35 protein-coding genes are annotated in these 18,646 nt (G+C 69.1%); 3 read left to right on the top strand and 32 right to left on the bottom strand.

What is annotated here, in order from left to right; genetic code table 11:
* Positions 1 to 50: 50 nt before the first annotated feature.
* The 9 genes from ACIQ7D_RS17995 to ACIQ7D_RS18035 form a co-directional block, all read right to left on the bottom strand.
* Entirely contained in the window at positions 51 to 503 is a 453-nt protein-coding gene (locus ACIQ7D_RS17995; RefSeq protein ID WP_403938560.1) for an XF1762 family protein, read from the bottom strand.
* Positions 503 to 712 carry a DUF6011 domain-containing protein gene (locus ACIQ7D_RS18000; RefSeq protein WP_403938561.1) on the bottom strand — a complete coding sequence of 70 codons (210 nt, stop codon included), beginning with the start codon at positions 710 to 712 and terminating at the stop codon, positions 503 to 505. The genes ACIQ7D_RS17995 and ACIQ7D_RS18000 overlap by 1 nt, the downstream gene beginning before the upstream one ends.
* Positions 713 to 902: 190 nt before the next feature.
* On the bottom strand, positions 903 to 1,067 hold the full coding sequence (locus ACIQ7D_RS18005; protein WP_403938563.1) for a hypothetical protein: 165 nt from the start codon (positions 1,065 to 1,067) through the stop codon (positions 903 to 905).
* Positions 1,067 to 1,366, bottom strand: a complete 300-nt coding sequence (locus ACIQ7D_RS18010; RefSeq protein WP_403938565.1) for a helix-turn-helix domain-containing protein — start codon at positions 1,364 to 1,366, stop codon at positions 1,067 to 1,069. The genes ACIQ7D_RS18005 and ACIQ7D_RS18010 overlap by 1 nt, the downstream gene beginning before the upstream one ends.
* Positions 1,363 to 1,671: a hypothetical protein gene (locus ACIQ7D_RS18015; protein WP_403938567.1), complete on the bottom strand. Its 309-nt coding sequence runs from the start codon at positions 1,669 to 1,671 to the stop codon at positions 1,363 to 1,365. Before ACIQ7D_RS18015 ends, ACIQ7D_RS18010 begins: the two co-directional genes overlap by 4 nt.
* Positions 1,672 to 1,987: 316 nt before the next feature.
* The gene (locus ACIQ7D_RS18020) at positions 1,988 to 2,281 is read right to left on the bottom strand and encodes a hypothetical protein (protein ID WP_403938569.1); all 294 of its coding nucleotides are present in this window, start codon (positions 2,279 to 2,281) and stop codon (positions 1,988 to 1,990) included.
* Positions 2,278 to 2,997, bottom strand: a complete 720-nt coding sequence (locus tag ACIQ7D_RS18025) for an ATP-binding protein (protein ID WP_403938570.1) — start codon at positions 2,995 to 2,997, stop codon at positions 2,278 to 2,280. The genes ACIQ7D_RS18020 and ACIQ7D_RS18025 overlap by 4 nt, the downstream gene beginning before the upstream one ends.
* A gap of 2 nt (positions 2,998 to 2,999) precedes the next feature.
* On the bottom strand, positions 3,000 to 3,947 hold the full coding sequence (locus tag ACIQ7D_RS18030) for a hypothetical protein (RefSeq protein ID WP_403938572.1): 948 nt from the start codon (positions 3,945 to 3,947) through the stop codon (positions 3,000 to 3,002).
* 97 nt (positions 3,948 to 4,044) lie between these two features.
* A complete protein-coding gene (locus ACIQ7D_RS18035; protein WP_403938574.1) occupies positions 4,045 to 5,760 on the bottom strand; it encodes a DNA cytosine methyltransferase in 1,716 nt (571 codons plus the stop codon).
* A gap of 173 nt (positions 5,761 to 5,933) precedes the next feature.
* Here ACIQ7D_RS18035 and ACIQ7D_RS18040 point away from each other — a divergent pair, with 173 nt between their 5' ends.
* A complete protein-coding gene (locus tag ACIQ7D_RS18040) occupies positions 5,934 to 6,194 on the top strand; it encodes a hypothetical protein (RefSeq protein WP_403938576.1) in 261 nt (86 codons plus the stop codon).
* Positions 6,195 to 6,421: 227 nt separating this feature from the next.
* Here the strand turns inward: ACIQ7D_RS18040 and ACIQ7D_RS18045 are convergent, their stop codons facing one another.
* The 23 genes from ACIQ7D_RS18045 to ACIQ7D_RS18155 all read right to left on the bottom strand — a co-directional run bounded on the left by ACIQ7D_RS18045 (position 6,422) and on the right by ACIQ7D_RS18155 (position 17,344).
* Complete coding sequence (locus ACIQ7D_RS18045) at positions 6,422 to 7,222, bottom strand: hypothetical protein (RefSeq protein ID WP_403938577.1); 801 nt, start codon at positions 7,220 to 7,222, stop codon at positions 6,422 to 6,424.
* Positions 7,219 to 8,085: a hypothetical protein gene (locus tag ACIQ7D_RS18050; RefSeq protein WP_403938579.1), complete on the bottom strand. Its 867-nt coding sequence runs from the start codon at positions 8,083 to 8,085 to the stop codon at positions 7,219 to 7,221. Before ACIQ7D_RS18050 ends, ACIQ7D_RS18045 begins: the two co-directional genes overlap by 4 nt.
* Entirely contained in the window at positions 8,082 to 8,357 is a 276-nt protein-coding gene (locus ACIQ7D_RS18055) for a hypothetical protein (protein WP_403938581.1), read from the bottom strand. The genes ACIQ7D_RS18050 and ACIQ7D_RS18055 overlap by 4 nt, the downstream gene beginning before the upstream one ends.
* A gap of 79 nt (positions 8,358 to 8,436) precedes the next feature.
* A complete protein-coding gene (locus tag ACIQ7D_RS18060) occupies positions 8,437 to 8,787 on the bottom strand; it encodes a hypothetical protein (RefSeq protein WP_403938583.1) in 351 nt (116 codons plus the stop codon).
* Positions 8,784 to 9,170: a hypothetical protein gene (locus tag ACIQ7D_RS18065; RefSeq protein WP_403938584.1), complete on the bottom strand. Its 387-nt coding sequence runs from the start codon at positions 9,168 to 9,170 to the stop codon at positions 8,784 to 8,786. Before ACIQ7D_RS18065 ends, ACIQ7D_RS18060 begins: the two co-directional genes overlap by 4 nt.
* A 71-nt stretch (positions 9,171 to 9,241) precedes the next feature.
* Positions 9,242 to 9,658: an ASCH domain-containing protein gene (locus ACIQ7D_RS18070; protein WP_403938587.1), complete on the bottom strand. Its 417-nt coding sequence runs from the start codon at positions 9,656 to 9,658 to the stop codon at positions 9,242 to 9,244.
* Positions 9,659 to 9,727: 69 nt separating this feature from the next.
* Entirely contained in the window at positions 9,728 to 10,567 is an 840-nt protein-coding gene (locus tag ACIQ7D_RS18075) for a hypothetical protein (RefSeq protein WP_403938589.1), read from the bottom strand.
* A complete protein-coding gene (locus ACIQ7D_RS18080; protein WP_403938590.1) occupies positions 10,564 to 11,436 on the bottom strand; it encodes a PD-(D/E)XK nuclease-like domain-containing protein in 873 nt (290 codons plus the stop codon). Before ACIQ7D_RS18080 ends, ACIQ7D_RS18075 begins: the two co-directional genes overlap by 4 nt.
* Positions 11,433 to 11,930, bottom strand: coding sequence for a hypothetical protein (locus ACIQ7D_RS18085; protein ID WP_403938592.1), 498 nt, complete (start codon positions 11,928 to 11,930; stop codon positions 11,433 to 11,435). Before ACIQ7D_RS18085 ends, ACIQ7D_RS18080 begins: the two co-directional genes overlap by 4 nt.
* Positions 11,927 to 12,334 (bottom strand): hypothetical protein, encoded by a 408-nt coding sequence (locus tag ACIQ7D_RS18090; protein ID WP_403938595.1) that lies wholly within the window; start codon positions 12,332 to 12,334, stop codon positions 11,927 to 11,929. The genes ACIQ7D_RS18085 and ACIQ7D_RS18090 overlap by 4 nt, the downstream gene beginning before the upstream one ends.
* The gene (locus tag ACIQ7D_RS18095; protein WP_403938597.1) at positions 12,334 to 12,561 is read right to left on the bottom strand and encodes a hypothetical protein; all 228 of its coding nucleotides are present in this window, start codon (positions 12,559 to 12,561) and stop codon (positions 12,334 to 12,336) included. The genes ACIQ7D_RS18090 and ACIQ7D_RS18095 overlap by 1 nt, the downstream gene beginning before the upstream one ends.
* A 254-nt stretch (positions 12,562 to 12,815) precedes the next feature.
* On the bottom strand, positions 12,816 to 13,178 hold the full coding sequence (locus ACIQ7D_RS18100; protein ID WP_403938599.1) for a hypothetical protein: 363 nt from the start codon (positions 13,176 to 13,178) through the stop codon (positions 12,816 to 12,818).
* Between the two features lie 112 nt (positions 13,179 to 13,290).
* Complete coding sequence (locus ACIQ7D_RS18105; RefSeq protein ID WP_403938601.1) at positions 13,291 to 13,740, bottom strand: hypothetical protein; 450 nt, start codon at positions 13,738 to 13,740, stop codon at positions 13,291 to 13,293.
* Between the two features lie 85 nt (positions 13,741 to 13,825).
* Positions 13,826 to 14,110 (bottom strand): hypothetical protein, encoded by a 285-nt coding sequence (locus tag ACIQ7D_RS18110; RefSeq protein WP_403938603.1) that lies wholly within the window; start codon positions 14,108 to 14,110, stop codon positions 13,826 to 13,828.
* Entirely contained in the window at positions 14,103 to 14,363 is a 261-nt protein-coding gene (locus tag ACIQ7D_RS18115) for a hypothetical protein (protein WP_403938605.1), read from the bottom strand. The genes ACIQ7D_RS18110 and ACIQ7D_RS18115 overlap by 8 nt, the downstream gene beginning before the upstream one ends.
* A complete protein-coding gene (locus ACIQ7D_RS18120; RefSeq protein ID WP_403938607.1) occupies positions 14,360 to 14,668 on the bottom strand; it encodes a phiSA1p31-related protein in 309 nt (102 codons plus the stop codon). The genes ACIQ7D_RS18115 and ACIQ7D_RS18120 overlap by 4 nt, the downstream gene beginning before the upstream one ends.
* Entirely contained in the window at positions 14,668 to 15,126 is a 459-nt protein-coding gene (locus ACIQ7D_RS18125; protein WP_403938609.1) for a hypothetical protein, read from the bottom strand. Before ACIQ7D_RS18125 ends, ACIQ7D_RS18120 begins: the two co-directional genes overlap by 1 nt.
* Positions 15,123 to 15,347, bottom strand: coding sequence for a hypothetical protein (locus ACIQ7D_RS18130; RefSeq protein WP_403938611.1), 225 nt, complete (start codon positions 15,345 to 15,347; stop codon positions 15,123 to 15,125). Before ACIQ7D_RS18130 ends, ACIQ7D_RS18125 begins: the two co-directional genes overlap by 4 nt.
* Entirely contained in the window at positions 15,344 to 15,727 is a 384-nt protein-coding gene (locus ACIQ7D_RS18135) for a hypothetical protein (RefSeq protein ID WP_403938613.1), read from the bottom strand. The genes ACIQ7D_RS18130 and ACIQ7D_RS18135 overlap by 4 nt, the downstream gene beginning before the upstream one ends.
* Positions 15,724 to 16,221 carry a hypothetical protein gene (locus ACIQ7D_RS18140; RefSeq protein ID WP_403938615.1) on the bottom strand — a complete coding sequence of 166 codons (498 nt, stop codon included), beginning with the start codon at positions 16,219 to 16,221 and terminating at the stop codon, positions 15,724 to 15,726. Before ACIQ7D_RS18140 ends, ACIQ7D_RS18135 begins: the two co-directional genes overlap by 4 nt.
* The gene (locus tag ACIQ7D_RS18145) at positions 16,218 to 16,769 is read right to left on the bottom strand and encodes a hypothetical protein (RefSeq protein ID WP_403938617.1); all 552 of its coding nucleotides are present in this window, start codon (positions 16,767 to 16,769) and stop codon (positions 16,218 to 16,220) included. The genes ACIQ7D_RS18140 and ACIQ7D_RS18145 overlap by 4 nt, the downstream gene beginning before the upstream one ends.
* A 93-nt stretch (positions 16,770 to 16,862) precedes the next feature.
* A complete protein-coding gene (locus ACIQ7D_RS18150; protein WP_403938619.1) occupies positions 16,863 to 17,126 on the bottom strand; it encodes a hypothetical protein in 264 nt (87 codons plus the stop codon).
* Positions 17,123 to 17,344, bottom strand: coding sequence for a helix-turn-helix domain-containing protein (locus ACIQ7D_RS18155; protein ID WP_403938852.1), 222 nt, complete (start codon positions 17,342 to 17,344; stop codon positions 17,123 to 17,125). The genes ACIQ7D_RS18150 and ACIQ7D_RS18155 overlap by 4 nt, the downstream gene beginning before the upstream one ends.
* Positions 17,345 to 17,558: 214 nt before the next feature.
* Here ACIQ7D_RS18155 and ACIQ7D_RS18160 point away from each other — a divergent pair, with 214 nt between their 5' ends.
* Together ACIQ7D_RS18160 and ACIQ7D_RS18165 are read left to right on the top strand one after the other, a co-directional pair.
* Positions 17,559 to 18,074, top strand: a complete 516-nt coding sequence (locus tag ACIQ7D_RS18160) for a helix-turn-helix domain-containing protein (RefSeq protein WP_403938621.1) — start codon at positions 17,559 to 17,561, stop codon at positions 18,072 to 18,074.
* Positions 18,075 to 18,226: 152 nt separating this feature from the next.
* Positions 18,227 to 18,577, top strand: coding sequence for a hypothetical protein (locus ACIQ7D_RS18165; protein ID WP_403938623.1), 351 nt, complete (start codon positions 18,227 to 18,229; stop codon positions 18,575 to 18,577).
* Positions 18,578 to 18,646 lie beyond the last annotated feature (69 nt).

Genomic DNA, 18,646 nt, shown 5'->3' on the forward strand with positions numbered 1-18,646 from the left:
CGCCATGATCGGGAAGGAATTGGGGGATGAGGTGGGGCTGTTTCGGCAGGTCAGGCGGCTTCCCAGAGGGTGCGGGGAATGTGTTCCGTACCTCGCGGCGTGCGTGGCCGGGAAGGACGAGACCATCCGGCCGTCGCCGGCCTCTCAGCCACAACACGCCACCCGGCCGCACGGAGGCTCGCGCCACTCTCACCGGCCTGCGTGTACGTGATCAGCCGCGTGTAGCCGAGTGCCTTCGCCGCCCGCCACGCAGCGCCGTACAGCATCGAGTTCGCGTTCGCTGCGCCGTCCGTCGCCGTGCGGGTGACCTCCAGGGTCTGACCGTTGTCGAGCATGCGAGCCACCGGACGGCCAACCACGGCAACGCCCCGCAGTACACCCTCCTCGTCGGCTACTCCGACAGCGAAGACTTGCCCCACGGGCGGCGGATGGTGGCGGTGCCACATCGCGCAGTAGGCGCGAGCGTCGCGACTCCGGACCGGAGTCAGGTGAAGGGCGTTCATCAGAGGCTCCAGAGGGTCGGTTGCAGGTGCACGAGGGGCAGTTCGTCCTGCCCGGGAACGTGATGCTCGGGGCGCGGGGTGGGGATGCGCCGGGGCGTGCCGGCGAGCTTGCGTTGGCAGACGGGGCCGATCCGGCGTGCCGCCCACTGGGAGCGGAGGGGCCGGCCACACATGCGGCAAGGGACGGTAGGGGTCACGGGACGGGCCACCGAGGCCGGTGATCAAATCGCCTCGTTCCGCGCCTCGCTGGTGAACCGGAGGTCGAGTGGCACCGTTGGACATGCGGAGGGAGTTCATCGCTTAGACGGGCAGCCAGGGGGCTTCTCGGGCCCCTCCCGTCAAGCCAGGTCTCCCCCTGGGCGCGACACCGGATTCGACCGGTCCCCGTATGCCGGGCCATCACGCCGCACCCTGCTGCCGCAGCTTCGACAAATGCACCCAGCCGCAACGGCACTGATACGCATTCAGCAACCGGCCGAACGCGACCTGCGTCCGCTCCGCAGCCAGCGCCGCAGCCTCGGGAGTCGCGTACCGGTGCTTCTCCGACGTCGGGCAGTCGGCCATCACGCCGCCTCCCTCCACCGGTAGACGGTCCGCTCGCTCACACCCACAAGCCGCGCCACCTCCGCGGCGGGAACACGGCATCCCGCCAGTTCGAGGACAACCAGCCGCTGCTCCGGGCGGGGCAAGCCGGCAGCCGACATCCGTTCGCGGACCACGAACTCGACCTCTTCCAGGTCCGCGGACGGCACAGGCTCGACGGGGATGGAGTCCCGGTGGATGCGGGCCCGGTGAGTCGCGCAGGTACGGCGATGCGGGCGGGCCAGGCTCGGGCAGTCGGAGACCTCGCAGTTGCGATTCACGCCGCGGTCACCTCGGCCTCCGTGTGCCGGGCGGGATGCACCGCACCGTCCTTCAGCGGCCACCCGTCCAGGTGGCACGGCACCGTCGGCTCGACCTGGCAGGTGGTACAGCAGGCGACGGTCTGCGCCCAGGCGGCCATCCGCTGCTGATGCACCTGCTCGGTACGACGCCGCGACGACGGGATCACACACGGGCTGCCGGGCTGGGCACGGCACCACGGGCACACCACACCGCGGGCAGCATGGGCGGGGATACGGGACGGTCGGAGGCTGGCGGGCATCGGGGCCGGAATGTGGCGGGTCATCGGGTCTCCTCACTGGTGGCGGTACATCCAGGGCATTCGCAGGGCGGGGCGCCGGCGTCGTGGTCGCGCCGGTAGCGGGCGACGGCCGCTTCCCAGGCGCCGGGCGGGGCTTCGGGTCTCGGGGTGGGCGGGCTGAGGCCCGGGGGCCAAGCGCCTGGGCGCCAGCCGGGCGGTAACGGCCGGGCAGCCGGCGGCGTGGGCTGGGCTCTGCGGTCGCGGCCGGCAGCGATCTGCTGACGGAGCAGCAGCCGGAAATCGGCGCCGCCGTTCTCACGACGCATCGCCCGCACGTCATCCGGATCGATCGGGAAGTCACTCACGACGCTTCCTCCGGACTCGCGGGGAGGTCGAGGCATTCGCTGTCCGGCGGGCGCCAACCGGCGTCGAGGAGTCGGGCGACGATCCGGCGGGCGGTCTCTTCCGCCGTGCCGTCGCCATAGCCGGGGAACGCCATCGGGTTGATGGCGCGGCCTTCGCGGACGGCGAGGATCGCTTCGACGTGGGAGACGATCCACTGCTCGGCAATCTCGATACCGGTCTGGCCGTGCTGATAGCCGATGCGGGCGATGGCGCAGTCGACGTTGGCCATGCGCGGGTCGTCGGCCTTCACGCGGCACCTCGCCGCCGGTCGGGGCCGATCATGTCGACGATGGCCGTCATCTGCGAGAGCCGTGAGGCGATTCGGCCGCCGACGCGGTCGACGAGGTCGGAGCCGCTGGCGTCGCTGGCGGGAAGGTTGCTGGTGATGATCAGCGGGCGGGATTCGTTGTACCGCGCGTTCAAGATTCGGTAGGTGGCTTCTTCGGTGAACTCGCTGATCTTCTCGGTGCCGAGGTCGTCGATGAGGAGCAGCGGGATACGCATGAGCCGCTTCACTTCGAACTCGGTTCCTTGCTCGCTGCCGCCGGGGCGGAGCAGGGCGTACATGTCGGGTGCGGTGGTGGCGATCACTTCATACCGGTCGGGTCCGGCTTCGGCGATGCGGCGGAGTGCTCCGTATGCCTGGTGGGTTTTGCCGGTGCCGAACGAGCCGGTGAGGAACAGGAATCCGGCTGCGCGCGGGTCGGCCGCGGCCTGGTCTGCCCACGCGGTGACGGCGGGGTGGGTGGCGGTGGCGTTCTGGTAGCGGTAGGGGGTGGCGGCGGTCCAGCGTTTGAGTGCCCATTCGGCACGACGCTGGCGGTGGTAGTCGGGGTGGCCGGGCTCGTCGGGTTCGGGGGTGTCATCGGTGGGGGCGGTTTCGATGTGGCCGAGGCCGCGGGCTTCGAGCATCTGCTGGAAGCGGCGCATGACTGCTTCGCCGGCGAGGCGTTGGGGTTCGGGCATGGTCAAAATCCGTTCGCGTAGGCGCTGGGGTCGGTGGTGGGCTGGTAGGGCTGGTGACCGTTCTTGACGGCGCGGAGTTGGGGGCGCGGTGCGTCGGCGGCAGGGATGGGTGGGAGTTCGGCCCAGCCGTTGAGGAAGTACTTCGCGGACTCGACGTTGGTGCGGGTGGCGACCTTGACCGAGTGGTTGACCATCGCCTGGGCGCCGGTCCTGGCGATCAGCGCGAGGACCGGGAACCACTCGTTGCCCTGGAAGGGCCAGCGAACGATGACTCCCGCAGCGGTGAGCCCGTCGACGAGGGGGCGCGCCTGTTCGGGGATGCCTGAAGCAAGGTCAGGTGCGGCTGGCTCGCGCTTCTTGCTTGCTTGCTTCTTCTCCGAAGGAGAAGAAGGGGAAGGGGCAGGGGACGGGGGGCCGTTACTCACCCCGTTACGAATCGCGTTGACCTGCGACTCTTCGCGTTTTGCGGCGTCGCTTTTCTGTTCCGTCGTGTCGCCGTCGTGTCGCCGAGGTGTCGCCGAAGTGTCGTTTCCGGCTTCGTCCTCGCCGTCAGTAACGCCGTTATTCTGCGCGTTACGGTCGGCTTCTTCGGCGGCCCTCTTCGCCTCCCGCTCAGCCCGTTTCCGATCCCGCCACGCCTTCTGTCGGGCCGCGTTCGACTCCCGGTCCGCCTTCACGCGGGCACGGTCCGGGTTGTACTCCAGGTAGTCGTGAACCATCCACCCGTCCGGGGTCCGATCCCACAGGCCCGCCGCCTCCAGCTCAGTGACCGCCTTGTTCATCCCCCGGAGTCGAGCGACGACCGGCAGCTCGCGCTTCGAGATCGCCCCTTCGGTGAGGTTCTCGGAGCACCAGCAGAGCGCCGACACGTACAGCCGGAAGGCGCGGTCGGACAGCAGCGCGACCTTGCGGTGCGACGGGAAGCGGTCGTCCAGGCGAACCCAGGGCATCGGATCTTCTTTCAGGCGGTACGGATAGGTCGGCCGGCGGCGGTGTGGGGCCCGCGGCGGGGTCAGGGCGGTGCGCGGCGGCTGGCGCAGGGCGGGGTCACGCGGCGGCCTGGAGTTGCGGCTGCGGATCGGCGTGCCGGTCGAGCGCTTCGCCGGTGATGGTTTCGACGAGGGCGCAGAGGATGACTTCGGCGGCGTTCGGCGTAACGGCATTCCCGTATTGCCTCACTTTGTCCCTTTTGGAGCCGAGGACGATGTAGTCGTCGGCGAAGGACATGGCGCGGCCGATCTCGTGGGGCTCCAGCATCCGGAACCGGACGTCGTCGATGTCGACTTCGCCGCGCACGAGCGCGTACCGGTCGCGGGTGGAGAGCGTGCCGATCGGCTCAGCGACGGACCGGGCGGTCCCGTTGCTGTAGTAGGGGACGAGGATGTCCTGCCAGGTCACGAGCGACTGGTGGCCGGCCGTGGTCAGGGTGCGCAAGGGCTCGGTTACCGGTGTGCAGTGTTCGCCTCCGGGCCCCTTGCGGCTGCTGTTGTTCCGCATGACCATGGCGGGCAGCTCGGGGGTGACGAGCCCGTGGTGGTTTCCGGACGCGGTGACGGTGGCGAGGGCGTCGGTCACGGACCGGGCGATGGATCCGCCGCCGCGGAGCTCGGCGATGAACGGCAGCCACGCGAGCCCGGTCTCGTTGCGGGTGGTCATGGTGCGCAGCGGGTCGTGCGCGGAGCGCGCCTCCTTCCCGTCACGGCCCTCGACCGGCACGAGGAGCGGCGGGACCATCAGCCCGTCGTTCTCGCGCGTCGTCCGGGCGGCCATGGGCTCGCCGACACTGACCGGCGCGTCCCGCCAGGTACCTCCGGCCGGGACCATCATCGGCACCGGCCGGGTGAACTTCTTCAGGCCGGCCTGGATGCGGGCGATGGTCTTGTCGGCGAGCGGTTTGGTCCGGTCGCCGATGCGCTGTCCGGGGATGGTCCAGTCGATCGCCGCGGCGGCCGGGAGGGCCTCGGGCTCGACGACCTGGTTGTGGCAGGTGGTGGACGGGCAGCGGTACACGTACTGCTGCCGGTACCGGCCCATGTCGCGGCCGGGTGTCTTGAACACCTGCATCGCCTGCACGTACTCGCCGCAACCAGGGCACCAGGCGCGCGGGCGGAGCCACTTGTTCCAGTCCGGTGTCCTTCCCAGAGACTTGTGCCAGTAGCCGACGTACAGCCGGTCGCGGGACTGCGGGGCGGCGTGTACGGACCGCGGGTTGGCGTGCATGGAGTTCAGGGCGATGATCCGGGTGCGGTATCCGAGCTTGTGGAGTTCACCGATCCAGCGGTCCCACTGGTCCCAGGCGCGGACGTCGGTGACGTTCTCGACGACTCCGGCCTTGACGAGTCCGCCGCGCTCCTGGACACCTCGCAGGTACAGGGGCACCTCTTCCATCAGCGCCCGGGACTCCTCCTCCAGGTCGGCCGGCTCTTCCTCGGTCTGGTCGACGAGGAGGTCGAGGAGGGAGCCCTGCATGGCGGTGTCGAAGTCCCGGCGCTTGCCCTTGGCGACGGACCAGTTCGTGCACTCGGGGCTGGCCCAGAAGATGTCGGTGACGGGCCAGTTCCACACGGGCGCCTTGCGGATGTCGCCGCGGTAGTGGCTGGCGTCGGGGAAGTTCGCTTCGTGGGAGTCGATGGCCTTCGCCCAGTGGTTTGCTGCGCGTGTGACCTGGAGGTTCGGGACGGCGTGGGCGCCCTGAGAGGAGCCCCCTGCGCCGCAGAACCAGTCCATGACGGTCAGTGCGTGGTTGTCGTTTCGGTAGCTCACCGAGGTCCCTTCGTGGAGACGGCCCTAGTGCGGGCATGGCAAACCAGGCCCTTTTTGCGGCCACTAATTTCCGAACTATTGGAGTTCGTATAGCCAACATACACGAGGCCACATGACTGTTGGCTATGCTTGTCCAACTGGATGTGGCCACACCCCTGTGGGACCATGCCGACATGACCGAGGAGGAAGTCGTGACCCGCCTGAAGCAGGCTGCCGACGCGAAGCGCACGACCGAGCAGGTCGCCACGAAGCAGTTCGAAGACGCCGTGGTCGAGGCGCTGAGCGGCGGCATGAAGCCCGCAGCCGTTGCCAAAGCGACCGACTACAGCTACGAGACGATCAGGCGCATCGCGCGCAAGTACAACCTCGCTCCGCTTCGCGAGCCGACTGTCACGAGCAGGAAGAAGGCCCAGCCGGACCGGGATGACTCCTGACACGTCCCTTTCCCTTCCTGCCCCGCGTCACCGCGGGGCTTTGTCGTGTGGTCAGGCGGCTTGTGCGCCGGGCGCGTGAGCCGCGCATCTCCACCCGCAGGCGAAAAATCGGGCCGGAGCGCCGCATGGGGTGACTCCGGCGGAGCACTGGTTCGGTACGGGCCGGCGGAGTGTCGGGGGCTTGAGCCGGCCGGTGACCGGGTCGCGGTCCGGGGCCGTGTCGGCGGTCATGCGGCGGCTGCTCGTGTCAGGGCCCGCTGTTGCATGCTGGCTTGGCGGCAGGCGTCGCAGACGGGGATGTGGAGCCGGTAGTGGACGCGGTACCCATTCGGGGTGCCGCACTGCCCAGTCCAGTCGGGGAATGCGGTGGGGTCGTCGATGGTGTCGTCATCCCAGGCGCCGACCGGTGCCCAGCGGGCTTCGAAGGCTTGTTTCCGGGTCCGCTCGTACACGTGGCTACGGACGCCGTGTTCGCGCGGGTCGATCTTCCACAGTTCGTCGTAGAGGGCGATGGCAGCCCGCGCGGTGCCGACCTTGACGTGCCGGTCGCCGCGGATCGTGTATCCGAAGTTCCCCGGGTCGATCCCGAGGCGGTCGGCGAGCCGGAGTTGGGGCCAGCCGGCCGCGACCAGGGCTCGCAGGCGCCGCCGGGTTCCGGTGCCGTCGATGAGCGCCGAGGCCCCGAGGTTGTCGAGGCTGGGCTCTACGGCGAGGAGCGCGGCAGCGTTCTTCGGGAGGAGCCGCTTCGACGGGCCCATGCTGCGGGCCGGGTCGCCATACAGCAGCTTCGACACGGTGCCGCGCGGTACACCGGCGATACGGGCGAGGCGCATCCAGCCGATGCCGAATTCGCCGAGGATACGCACGTGGGCGCGGACGGGTTCGGCATCGACGTAGGGCTGCCAGGTGCCGTAGGCAATCGCCCTGGAGCGGTCGGCCCGGTAGCGCGCTTCGCCCTGACGGCATGGGAGGCAGCGGCAGCCGTCGAGCTTGTACTTCACGTAGGAGCCGTGTTCGCGGGCGCTCATGCGGCCAGCCCCGTCCGGTCGCGTCGCTGCCCGGTGCGGAGTTCCCGCACGATGGCGTGGACGGTGGACACGCCCAGGCCGAGCCGGCGGGCAATGTCGTCCTCGGGCAGGTCGAAGCTGGCGAGGTGTTCGACTTCGGTCCGGCGGTATGCGGCCAGCTCGTCGCGGGTGAGTTGGCTGGTGGGAACGGCTCCCTCAGGCGTTGCGGCGGGGTTGTCGATGGCCTCTTCGTCCCACGCCACCGCAGTCGCCCAGCCCTTTGTCGATGCGATACGGCGTGCGGCCTCGGACGGGCCGGGGCGCATGGCGTGTGTCCGGTAGAGGTTGCAGATCGCGGTGTAGTAGGTGCGCTGTATGGACTTGGTGCGGCCGGCGGAGACGTCGCGGAGCCCGGTGTAGGACATGTCGATCTGGGTGGCGGTCCAGGCGATTGGCCAGCCCATGGCGGCGAGGGCGTGGACGCGGCGCTTGGCTCCGATCGCGGGGACCATGCCGTCGGGGCGTTCGGTGGGGGTGAGGCTGAGGATGGCTTGAGCGGTGTCGTGTCGGACGGTGGGCAGGTCGGAGTTGAGGATGTTCCATACGGTCTTGCGGCTGATGTGTGCCGCAGTTGCGACTTGCTGGCCGCTCCATCCGTGGTCGAGGAGGGTGCGGAGGTGGTTGGTGACGGCGGTGCGGTTCTGGAATCCGTTGCGACCGCGCTGGCGGTGAAGGGCCCGGAGTTTTTCGGCTCGCCGCATTGCGGTGCGGCAATCCTCGCACCGGCAGGGCGCCCACTGGTTGTGCCGGCGGGGGCCTTGGTAGCGGGCGGGGGTGCCGTGGGGAGGTGTCTGGTAGGGCAGGGTGCGGACGGCGGTGGTCACGGTGTCTCCTTCCGGGTGAGTTGCTGCCAGTGCTGGTCGAGGTGCCGGTCGAGCTGGTCGCGTGCGTGCGCGTCGGCAAGTGCGGCGATGGCTTCGGCCCGTCGGTTGCGCCGGCCATGCCACCAGTCCCAGCCAGCCGCGGCGATGCGGCGGAACAGCCAGACATTGGCGACGAGGATCAGACCGGGGCCGAAGAACAGCGCCAAGTCGATGACCGTCTCTACGGCGGCGTGGCCGCGGACCATCAGGTCGAGGGCGGCGAACGGCTTCACGCCCGCCTCCCGCGCCAGGCGTCCCACAAGCCCATGACCGCACCGGCGGCGAGGAGTGCGGGGGTGATCCACCAGAGGTTCATGCGGCCCTCCGGGTACGCGCGGAGCGGGTGCCGCGCCAGACCTTGACGCCGGAGTCGTTGTCGCCGGGCCGGAGACTGTTGGCCCATCCGTACTGGGCAATCAGGTTGGCGTCGCGGAGCCGGGACACGAGGTTGCCCCAGTGCGACTTGCTGTTGGGCGGCTCGGGGAGCTGGTACTCGTCGGCTATCTCCCACGAGGTGAACGGTCGGCCCGACGCGGCGACTTCCTCGAAGGTCGGCCAGACTTCCGCGACCCATGTCTCGTAGTCGTCGACCCGGCGGCGGGCTGCGGTCACTGGGGCCGCAGGGACAGTGCCGTCGAGGGCGGGCTGCTCGATCGTGGTCATGAGGCGGACTCCTCATCCGTATCAACGGCCTCGACGTGTAGGCCGGGCAGTTGGGGATCGACGGAGTAGCGGCGTCCATCGGAAGTCGTGAGGTCGAACTCCAGGCCGCGGCGGTCTCCGGCGGTCCACTGCATGGCGTCGGTGACCGTGGCCTCGAACGTGATCCGGACCCGGGTGCCCTTGCGGGCGAGCGCGCGAAGGCGGGCTTCCTCGTTGCTGAGGGCGTGCATGGGGCGCCGCTTCGGCTCCGGGGTGACCGTGACCTCGGTGGGGTGGAGGCCGGGCACCGGGGTCTTGCAGCGGCAGGAGGCTGGCTCGCTGGGCGGCTGGACCTTGCAGGATTTGCGGCAGCGGCGGCAGTACCAGATCAGCAGCGTCGTCACGACGCACTCCCTTCGGTGTGGTGTCTGGTGGGGTGGGCCGCCCGTGGTAGGTGCGGGCGGCCCGAGTGGGACTACTGCTGACGGGCGGCTTGGGTCTGGGTGATGGCCGCGGTGATGACGTCGTCGGCCGGCTTCCAAAAGCCGAGGGCGCCCTTCGCGGGCACCGGCTCCGGGAGTGCGGTGACGTCGGTGAGCATCCAGTGGTGGACGTTCGGCTCGCCCCACCCCTTGCAGCAGCAGCCGGCCGCGAAGTGGCTGCTGGTGAGCGTGGCGACGGCGATGATGGCGCCGCGGGTGTCGGGCCAGGAGTTGAGGGCGTTCCGGTCGGTGATGATGAAGCGGCCCATCGAGTCGTAGGCGGCTCCGGCGTGGATGAGGATGCGGGTCCCGATGCGTTTGGCCGGGGCCTTGCGGGTGCGGTTTTCGGTGCGCTTCGTTCCGTGGGCGATGGCGTCGGCCCAGGGCTGGCGGATGGTGAGTGCTCGCATTGCTGTGGTCTCCTGGGGGTGACGGGGCCGTCGTAGGTTCGGGCCACGACGGCCCCGCAGGTGGGTGGGCTACGCGGCGGGCGGCTGGGCGGGGCGGGGCTCCTTGTTCGCCGCCTTGCTCTTGATCTCGTCGGCGGTGATGCGGGCCTGCGGGAACTCGTCCTCGACCGTGACCTCGCGGCGCTGGATCGACTTGTGCGTGATCAGCAGTTGGGCGATGTCCGGGCCGGTCCACTGGTCGCGCTTCCGGCCGAGCTTCTGCTCCAGCCGGTCTGCGCTCACCCCGAGGCCCGCGAAGACCTGGACGGCGCCCTCGATGCGCTCCGGGAGGGGCTTGCCGTCGCCCTTGTTGAGGGTCTGGCGGCAGAGGCCTTCGGCCTCTTCGATGAACCAGTCGGGGATCGTCGCGAAGATCGCCTCACGGAGGCGGCGGGCACCGTTGTTGGCGTTGTTCTCGTAGATGTCCCTGAGGTCGTCAAGCTGAACGACCTTGCGGTTGGCGAACTTGGCGTGCGGGACGATGAAGGTGAGGACGTGACGGGTGTTGTTCTCGACGTCCCAGGCCCACGCCTGCATCTCGGACTGGCGGTAGTCGTCGTCGCGGCGAAGCTCGGTCACGCCGTACTGGATGTTTCCCCAGGACTGGGCGAGGGTCTTCGCGAGGTGGATGGTGGAGCCTTCGACGGCGCCGCCGGCCCGCGGGAAGCGGTAGAACGCCTTCCCGGCGAGGGCCATTGACTGGCAGGCGGACTGGATGCTGTTGCGGGCGCGGCCGATGTCGCGGGGGAACTGGCGGGCGACGTAGATCGCGGCCTGCACTTCGGCGACGGCGCGGGACTGTTCGACGGCGGTGCCCTGGCCGATGCGGTCGGCGCCGGGCGCGGGCTGCTGCTGGGCGGGGAAGTTCACAGGTAGATCTCCTTGTCGCGGTTTTCGGCGTAGCTGGGGAGGGCGAGGTAGTTGGGTTCGTCGCCGTAGCCGTGCCAGTGGCCGGTGTTCATGCAGTGGGCGAAGGTTTCGATGGCGGCCCGGTTTTTGGCGCCGCCGATGATGCGGGACCCGAACTCGATGCCGATGACGTTGATCAGGTAGGGGGGCTTCTTCTCCTGGACGACCAGCAGAAGTTCGGCATCGTCTCCGCCGAGAGCGAGTGCGCGGGCCGCTTCCTCGTACCAGTCGGCCTGCATGTTGTAGCCGTACTTCTCGATGTCCTTCTCCATCGCCCGGTTGCTGGCGTCGGCTGCGGTCTTGTAGTCGGGGATGATCAGCCGCCCGGATTGGATGGACGGCAGCCAGTCGAAGCGGACGCGACGCCGGATGCCGGTGGGTCCGTCGATCCAGAACCCGGACTGCTCGGGGGCCCCATAGGCGGGGTCGAGGAGGGCGGCAGCCAGGGGGTGTCGTCGGATGGCGTTGGCCATGCCGTTGACCATGTCCATCTCGTGCTGCTTGAGCGGGATGGCGCCGCGTTCGCGGGCTTCGAGAACCTCGGCCTTGGCTGCCTTGGTGTCCCAGCGGGCGTGATCGATGACGACGAGTTCGGGGCCGTTGCCGAGGACGAGCTTGTGGGCGGCGTTGCCGTAGTCGAACGTCTTCGTGGAGGCCGGCGGGTTGTCCTGCTCGTAGCGGAAGTGGGCGGGGGTGGATGGGGCGAGGAGCTTGCGGGCGCCGGACGAGGAGAGGGACGTCTTGTCGGCGTGGTAGTCGGCGTTCGACAGGTCGGCGTGGATGCCCAGCGCGGGGGCCTCCATGACCGAGGGCTCAGCGAAGGTGGTCATGCTGTCGCGCCTTCCGCGGTCAGGGTGTAGTAGCAGTGGCCGGGGCGCTCGCTGTGCAGTTCGATGAGCCCGTCGCTATGCAGGCGTTCGAGGCGGTCGCGGGCTACGGATCGGTAGATGTGGGTTCCTGTTGCGCGGCGGAGGACGACCCGGGCTCGACCGGGGGTCCACTCGCCGGCCTCGGTGGTGATGGCCTGTTGGAGGGCGCGCATCGACTCCTGGGGGCTGACGGGATGCCGGCGGGAAGCCCGGGGGTTGAGCCGGTAGGCGCGGCGGCCGTCGACGGTGGTGGGGATGAGGTGTCCTCGGTGGGCGAGGTCGCGGAGGTCGCGTCGTGCGGCGTTGCGGCCCACCGGGCCGTGCAGGAGGGTCTGGTAGAGGCGGCAGACGTCGCGGGTCGTGATGGGCTGCTGGGGGCCCTGTTTGATGAGGGCAAGCAGGTGGTCGCGGCGTGCTGTGACGTCCATGGCCCAGCGGGCTTCGGTGGTGGTCACATGACACCGCCGAGGGGCGTGGGCCGGGCGCAGCCCTCGCACAGCTCGCTGTCGGTGAACGGCCCGTCGGCTTCCGTGCAGCGGGCGCAGCGTGGGATGAGGGCGATGGTGCGACCCTTGAGGCCGCAGGTGCGGTAGGACCAGCGGGGGCCGCCGTAGCTGTAGGCGGGCATGTCCTGGAGCTGGTCGCCGAGGGCGACGTACCCGAGGGTGACGGCCTCGTCGACGGTGGAGCGGCGGTAGGCGCGCAGGAAGTCATAGGAGCTGGTAAGGACGGGGACGACGAGTCCGGCGTCGGTCTTGGTCCGCATCACCCAGCAGGGGCGTCCCTGCTGGGCTTCCATGGCGCGGAAGGCGAGGGCGGAGATCAGGTCGCGGACTGCGGGTCGGAGAGTGTTGGGCACTAGAGGGGCTCCTCGGTGTATGCGCGGTTGGTGCTGGGCCAGAGCGGGATGCGCCAGTTCCGGAGTTGGGCGAGGCAGGCGCATTCGTCCCAGTCGGCGTCGGTTCCGTAGGCGATCCAGCCGCCTCGGCTGCCGTTGCAGTTCGGGCAGTTGGGGTTGGGTTCGCGGGTGATGTAGATGGCCCGCTTGTGGTACTCGATGTGCCAGCGGCCGATATGGATGGGCATGTGATGCCTTTCGGTGGGTGCCGGGCCCCGCCCGTAGAGGGGTGTGGGCGGGGCCCGGTGGCGGCGCGGAGCGGGGGGCTCGACGCGCCGCCGGGGTGGGTGGCTAGAGGAGTTCGTCGGCGATGAACTCGCCAAACCACACGAGGACTGCGACAGCGATGCCGATGACGGCGGTCCAGCCGAAGCTGTTGGTGATCAGCCAGGTAATGCGGACGCCACGGCGCCGAGGACCAGCCCGGCGAAGAAGCGCGCCATCAGACGACCGCCTCAGCGCTCGGCGTGCTGAGCACGATGCCGGGAGAGCCCTCCAGCGCGTCGCGGACGGTGTCGCCGTTGGCCTTCGCTCGGATCTCTCCGACGGGCCGGGTCCAGTCGACGATCTCCCGGATCGCCCAGGCTGCGTCGTCCGTGTCGCCGGGGTGCTCGAACTTCGCGATGGGGTAGCCGGAGTGGTGGCCAAGGCGCCACACGTACCGGTCACCGGGGCGCTGGAGTTCGGCGGGCATCCGGTAGACGAACAGGCCGGGCTGCGGCTCGATGGCGTTCACGAGGACCGGGCTGGCGTGCTGGCTGGCGATGACCTCGTGGGTGGTTACCTGCTGGGCGTCGAGTTCCACGACGAACCTTTCTGGGATGCTGGTTGTGGATGCCCTGCCGACTTCGCCTCGGCGGGGCGTTCGTGTTGGTCCGCCGGGGCCTGGGGGTGTGGTCACCGGGCCCCGGCGGCGGTCATGCGGCCGGCGGAATGTGTGCCGGGCTGGGGTTGCCGGATGCGACGGTGATGTCGAGGGCTTCCCTGAGCGTCTTGACGTCGTAGGGCGCGGTGGCTTGGTCCTCGACTGCGGTGGTGTCGCGGATCGCGTCCGGGACGGTGATGGCGTTCGCGTTGGCGTCGGCGGCGAGTTCAGCGGCGAACCGGCGCCGGAGCCAGTCGACTTCCTGCGCGAGGTGGTCGCGTTCGGCCTTCAAGTCGTGCACGTCGGCGTCAAGCGCCACGACCGTCATCTCCGCCTCGGCCTGCCTGGCGAGTGCGTTGGCGAGCTTGCTTTCCAGTGAGGCGATCGTGCCGATGGCTCCGAAGAGCTGCCGGAGGAGGCGCCGGTTGTCGTCCTCCAACGCGGTCACCTTGTCTACGGCCCGGTGGCGACCATGTTTGGTGAGGGTGGATATGAGGCTCACGGCGGTTCCTTGCGGTTGCGGTTGGGCCAGAGGGAGGGGGCCACCGCCATCAGGCAGAAGATGATCCCGATGGCGGCGGCAGTGATCAGATAGGCCACGTGGCAGTCCGGTGCTGGCAGGTGCCGTAGAAGCACGGCCCGGCCTGCTTCCGCCACTGCGTCTTGCTGAGGAGCTGCACGGTGTAGCCCTGCCGGGTCTGCCGGTCGCGGTCCCGCTGGCGGGGCGTGAAGTCCCGGTGCGCGGCCGTCTCATCGACGGCGGCGTCCCCGTACTTGGAGGCTTGCGCGCAGCCGTCCGGGTCGAAGAGCACCCAGTGGCATTCGATGAGCGACACCATCTGTCCGTCGATCTGCGCCGTCAGGTCAGGCACGGGCCCCCCTGGTGTGGTTGATGTGGGCCGGGCTGCCCGGCATGTAGTCACGGCTGGTGGCGGCACGGGCCCGCCACGCGGCGACCCCCTCGATGAACCCGGCGTCGTTCGGGTCGATGCCGACCATGCGGGCGTGCTCCTCCACGTCCCCGCCATCCGCCGCCGCGTTCCAGCCGGCCGAGTAGGCGAGCATGAACCGCGGCGGGTTCTCCGACCGGCGAGCACGGGCCTCAGCGATCTCGATGGGCGTCATGCCGCACCTCCGAGCGCGCGGGCCGCCCACACTTCGAGCGGCTCGACATAGCCGGCCGCCTGCGAGGCGAGGAAGTCGGCGCTCAGCACCGCCCGGATCTGCTCGCCCGTCACCGGCTCCGGGACGGCGATCAGCGGGCCGTGCCACCAGTACACGTCCGGCAGCGGCAAAAACCCGGACGTCGTCTTCATCAGCGGCTCACCAGCACCGTTCCAACGGCCCGACCAGACCCACTCGACGCCGGACACGTCCAGGTAGGTGCGGGCGAGGTCGAAGGTGATGCCGTCGATCGTGTAGGTGGGCATCACGCTGCCGCCTGTCCGTGCTGCTGGTAGACGGTGGCAATGGCCTCCATGTAGGAGACGCCCTGCCCCTTGGTCCAGCGGGTTTCGTCCCGGCCGAACGTGCGGTGGGCGGCCAGGTCCGCCTCGGCGAGTTCCGCTTCGAGCGCGTTGGCGGCGGCTTCGAGGACGGCCAGGACATCGCTCGGCGTGGTGGAGGTACGGTCGTTCCAGTCGGCGATCCGCTCGATCGGGTCCTCGTCGACGATGTTCGAGTCGATGCGCGGCGACAGGTACTCGATCGCCGCCCACGTGCTGGCGTCGACCTTCTCGGCGGGCACAGGGTTGCCGGTGACGGCGACGGACAGGGCTCCGACCGTGCACACCTCGCCGGTCGGGCAGGTGAAGTGGCCCTGGTGGTGGCCCCGGGTACTCATCTCGGTGGCGGCCTGACGGAACAGGGTGATGAGTGCGGCGGTCACGCGGCACCTCCGGGGGTCCAGTCGGGGTAGTCGGCGTTGCAGGAGCAGGTGTCGGGGTGCTCGCAGGCCAGCCGGGCGAACGCGCGGTCGGCCGGGTCGATCAGGTGCCGGTCCTCGGCTGTGGCGCCGGTCAGCGCCATGGCCGCCTTCAGCGCGATGTGTTCGTCCGCGACCGCACGCGCGTGCTGAGGGCTGCCGTGCGGGATATCGATCTGCGTCACGACGCACCGCCCTCGGTGAGGTCCAGCAGCGCCGGATCCCAGCCCATCGGCAGGTAGTCGTCCAGCAGGTTCGTCAGCCGCCCGGGGCGAGCCGCGTAGCCGCACCGACCGTCGTTGCGGGCCTTCTCCCACCCGAATGAGGTGATCGGCTTGCCGATAGCGCCGGACTTGAGGCGCCGGGGGCCGGTCACGGACACGTAGGCGTAAGCACGGTCGCCGCGAGAGGTGCCCTCGAACAACGTCAGGCTGATCTCGACGCGTGCCGGGATCACCACCCGCCCGCTTGGCGGGTCTGCGAGCGCGTCCTTGCCGGAGACGGGCACCACGACTGTGGTCTTAGTTGCCCGACTGAACTCCTCGGGCAGGAAGTCGATGCTCATGACACACCGCCCTCGGCCGGGTCCACGTGAGTCAGAGCGATGCAGGCGCCGTGACCGTCGACCATGACCACCGGGGTGTGGCCGCCCAGCGTCCACGCCTTGCTGCAAGTCCGGGTCGTCAGCGGGTCTTCGCCACGCATGCCCGGGTAGGCGGTGACCGAAGTACCCGGTGGGTACTGGGCATTCCACTGCGCGGCGGTCAGCTCATCCGGCTCCGCCACTCCGGCGCGCACGCTGTGGGTACCGTCGTAATGCCGGACGATGACGCCCCAAAACTTCGCGAGCAGGTGATCCGGTCGGTGACCGACCCGCAGCCCGGTGATGACCAGCTCGCCGTCGACCTGCTCCCAGTACTGCTTGGTGAACACGTTGGCGTTGTCGAGCCAGGTGTCGACGGCGTAGAGAGTGGAAGGGGTCAGGGTCCGGCAGGCGACGTGCGACGCGTCCGTGCAGTCGTCCACGTGCAGCTCCGGGATGAGCGGAAAGGAAGTCACGACGCCTCCGTCCACGTGCCGTAGCGGACGGTGCGCTGCATGAGGGTCGGGTTGAGGCGGGGGCCCATCCAGGACTCGCGGGTCCGGTCGCTTGCCAGGTGGCGGTCACGCGCTTCCTCGGCCAGCTCGCGGGGCCGCCCGTAGTTCGTGATGTACGGGTCCCTGCCCTCGGTGCGAACCCCGAACTCGACGACGTCCTTCTCAGCGCCGAGCGCCGCACGCAGCGCGGCACGGGTACGGTCCAACTCGGCCAGCAGCTCCGGCACCGCTTCGTGGGCATCCGCGATGAACAGCGCGATGTCGCCCGCGAAATCCGGCAGCGTCGCCAGAGTGGTACCGGACTCGTGGTGCACGAGTCGGTAGTACGCCGGCTCGGTGCCATCCGGGTTGGAGTCGACGTAGTCCTGCGTCCACGGTCCGGCGTACCAGGTGCCCGGATGTGTCTCGCGGATCTCCTGCTCACGCTCCGGCGACAACAGCAGCGCGGCCGAGGGTGTGGCCGTGGGGTTGGTGTCATCCGGCTGGGCGGATGGGATGATGTCAGGCACGGGGCCCGCCTTTCGTCTGTGTCAGGTGTGGGTGGTGCTTCGAGGCCCCTGCTGCCGGTGTGTCAGAGCCCGGCGGTCGGGGCCGACTGCCGCCTAAGCGGCGCGGGCCGGCTTCAGCGGCGCGATGGTGAACTGCTCGCTGATCGCCCGGATGTTCAGGCCCGAGAACCAGACACTGTTGCCGTTATTCACATGCGGCACCTGACGGAGATAAGCCATCTCCCGGAGCTTCCGCGCGGAGAACGGCAGCCACTCGGCGGCCTCAACCGGCTTGTAGTGGAACAGCTCCCCCTCGGGCGTAGCTGGCGCAGGAACGTTCCGGGGGGTCTTGGTCTTCAGGTCCGTGGGGGTGGTCACGGGGTCTCCTCGTGATGGGTTATGGCTGCTGGGGGGACACCCAGCGCCGTCGCGACCCGGCGGATGTTGGTATCGCCCAGTCCCGCGAGCCCCCGCTCGACGCGGGAGAGATGGCCCTTGTTGACTCCAGTGAGGGCCGAGAGCTTTGCAAGGCTCATTTTCAGAGCCTCCCGTCTGAATCGGATGGCGCTGGCGTGCGGTCTCACGCTCTGAAACATAGCCTCAGACACAGCACCCCGCAAGCCCTGGAGCCACGTTGAGGCTACGTTCACGCTCTGATTTAGAGCGCACGGGGCGCACTATGGGGCTTACCAGCCGGTACGCTACGTGCGCCCCATGCAACCCGAGTGCTTCGTTTGTGAGCCGTGGCGCAGGTCAAACGGCCGATACCTGGCTACGCGGTTGCATGGAAGTGAGGCATCATGTGGGGACATGGAGCCAGAAGACTGGAAGCGGCTAGGCCGCGAATTCGCCGCAGCACGCACCCGTGCCGGCCTCAGCCAGGTGGAACTCGGCGAACGGATCGGTGTCTCCCGCGGCCCCATCCAAACCATCGAGCGCGGCCACACCAAAGGTGTGTCGCCCGCGCGCGTATCGAGCACCATGCGCAGCTACGCGAGCTTCCTCGGCTGGACCGACGACTCCATTGAGGCCATCCTCCAAGGCGGCAAGCCGACCCTGACGCAGCCCGAATCCGAAAGGATGCCGGGTGGCGAGCGGATTCCTCTACGCATCGCCGCCGAACTTCGCGATGGGCAGATCCTCGACGACGGCGTCTTCGACCTGTCTCCGGACGACGAGCACTTCCAGCTCCTGATCATGGTCAAGGGCAAGGAAGGGGCTACACCTGAAGAGGTTTCCGCATACATGGACAAGTGGCGGAAGGTCGAGCGCGGGCTTCGCCGGATGGGCGAGGGAGAGGGCGGGGCAAACTCGCCCGGCAAGTAACAAACGGGGCGTCAGGTAAACGCGGGCTCTCCACATGTGACCGAATGTTGTGGTTCCATTACCGAACACCAGCGAGGGGGGCCTCGAAACTGGTCAGTGGGGGAACCATGCACGTCCATGTACAGCGCGAGCACAGCCTGCCGTCCGGAGTAGTGACCATCGAGGACTGCTACGACGGCGACGAGATCACGATGATCGTCATCCGGTTCAGCGGTAAAGACCTCAAAGCGGGCTTCGAAGCAGAGCTGTCCGAGATGATCACACGGCAGGCGAAGCGATGGGTAGAGCGCGGCAACCGGCCCGGGCATAGCGCCTGCCCGATCCACGTCACCGTCGCACGACGGCACGACCTCCCCACGGGCGTGCGCGTCGCGATAGAAGACGACGAGGACTACATCCTCTACATCTTCGACAAGGACGTCATCAGCCAAGAGGGCGCCGATGCCCTCCGGCGCATGCTCGCTGGCCGCACCCTCACCTGGGTGCGGGGCGCAGGCGTGTAGCCGTGCTGCCGAATCGCATCGGCCCATCCGGCGCGTAAGGAAAGCTCACCGGAGGGGCGGCAACCGACA

This window comes from Streptomyces sp. NPDC096310 (genome assembly GCF_044763125.1).
Taxonomy (GTDB): domain Bacteria; phylum Actinomycetota; class Actinomycetes; order Streptomycetales; family Streptomycetaceae; genus Streptomyces.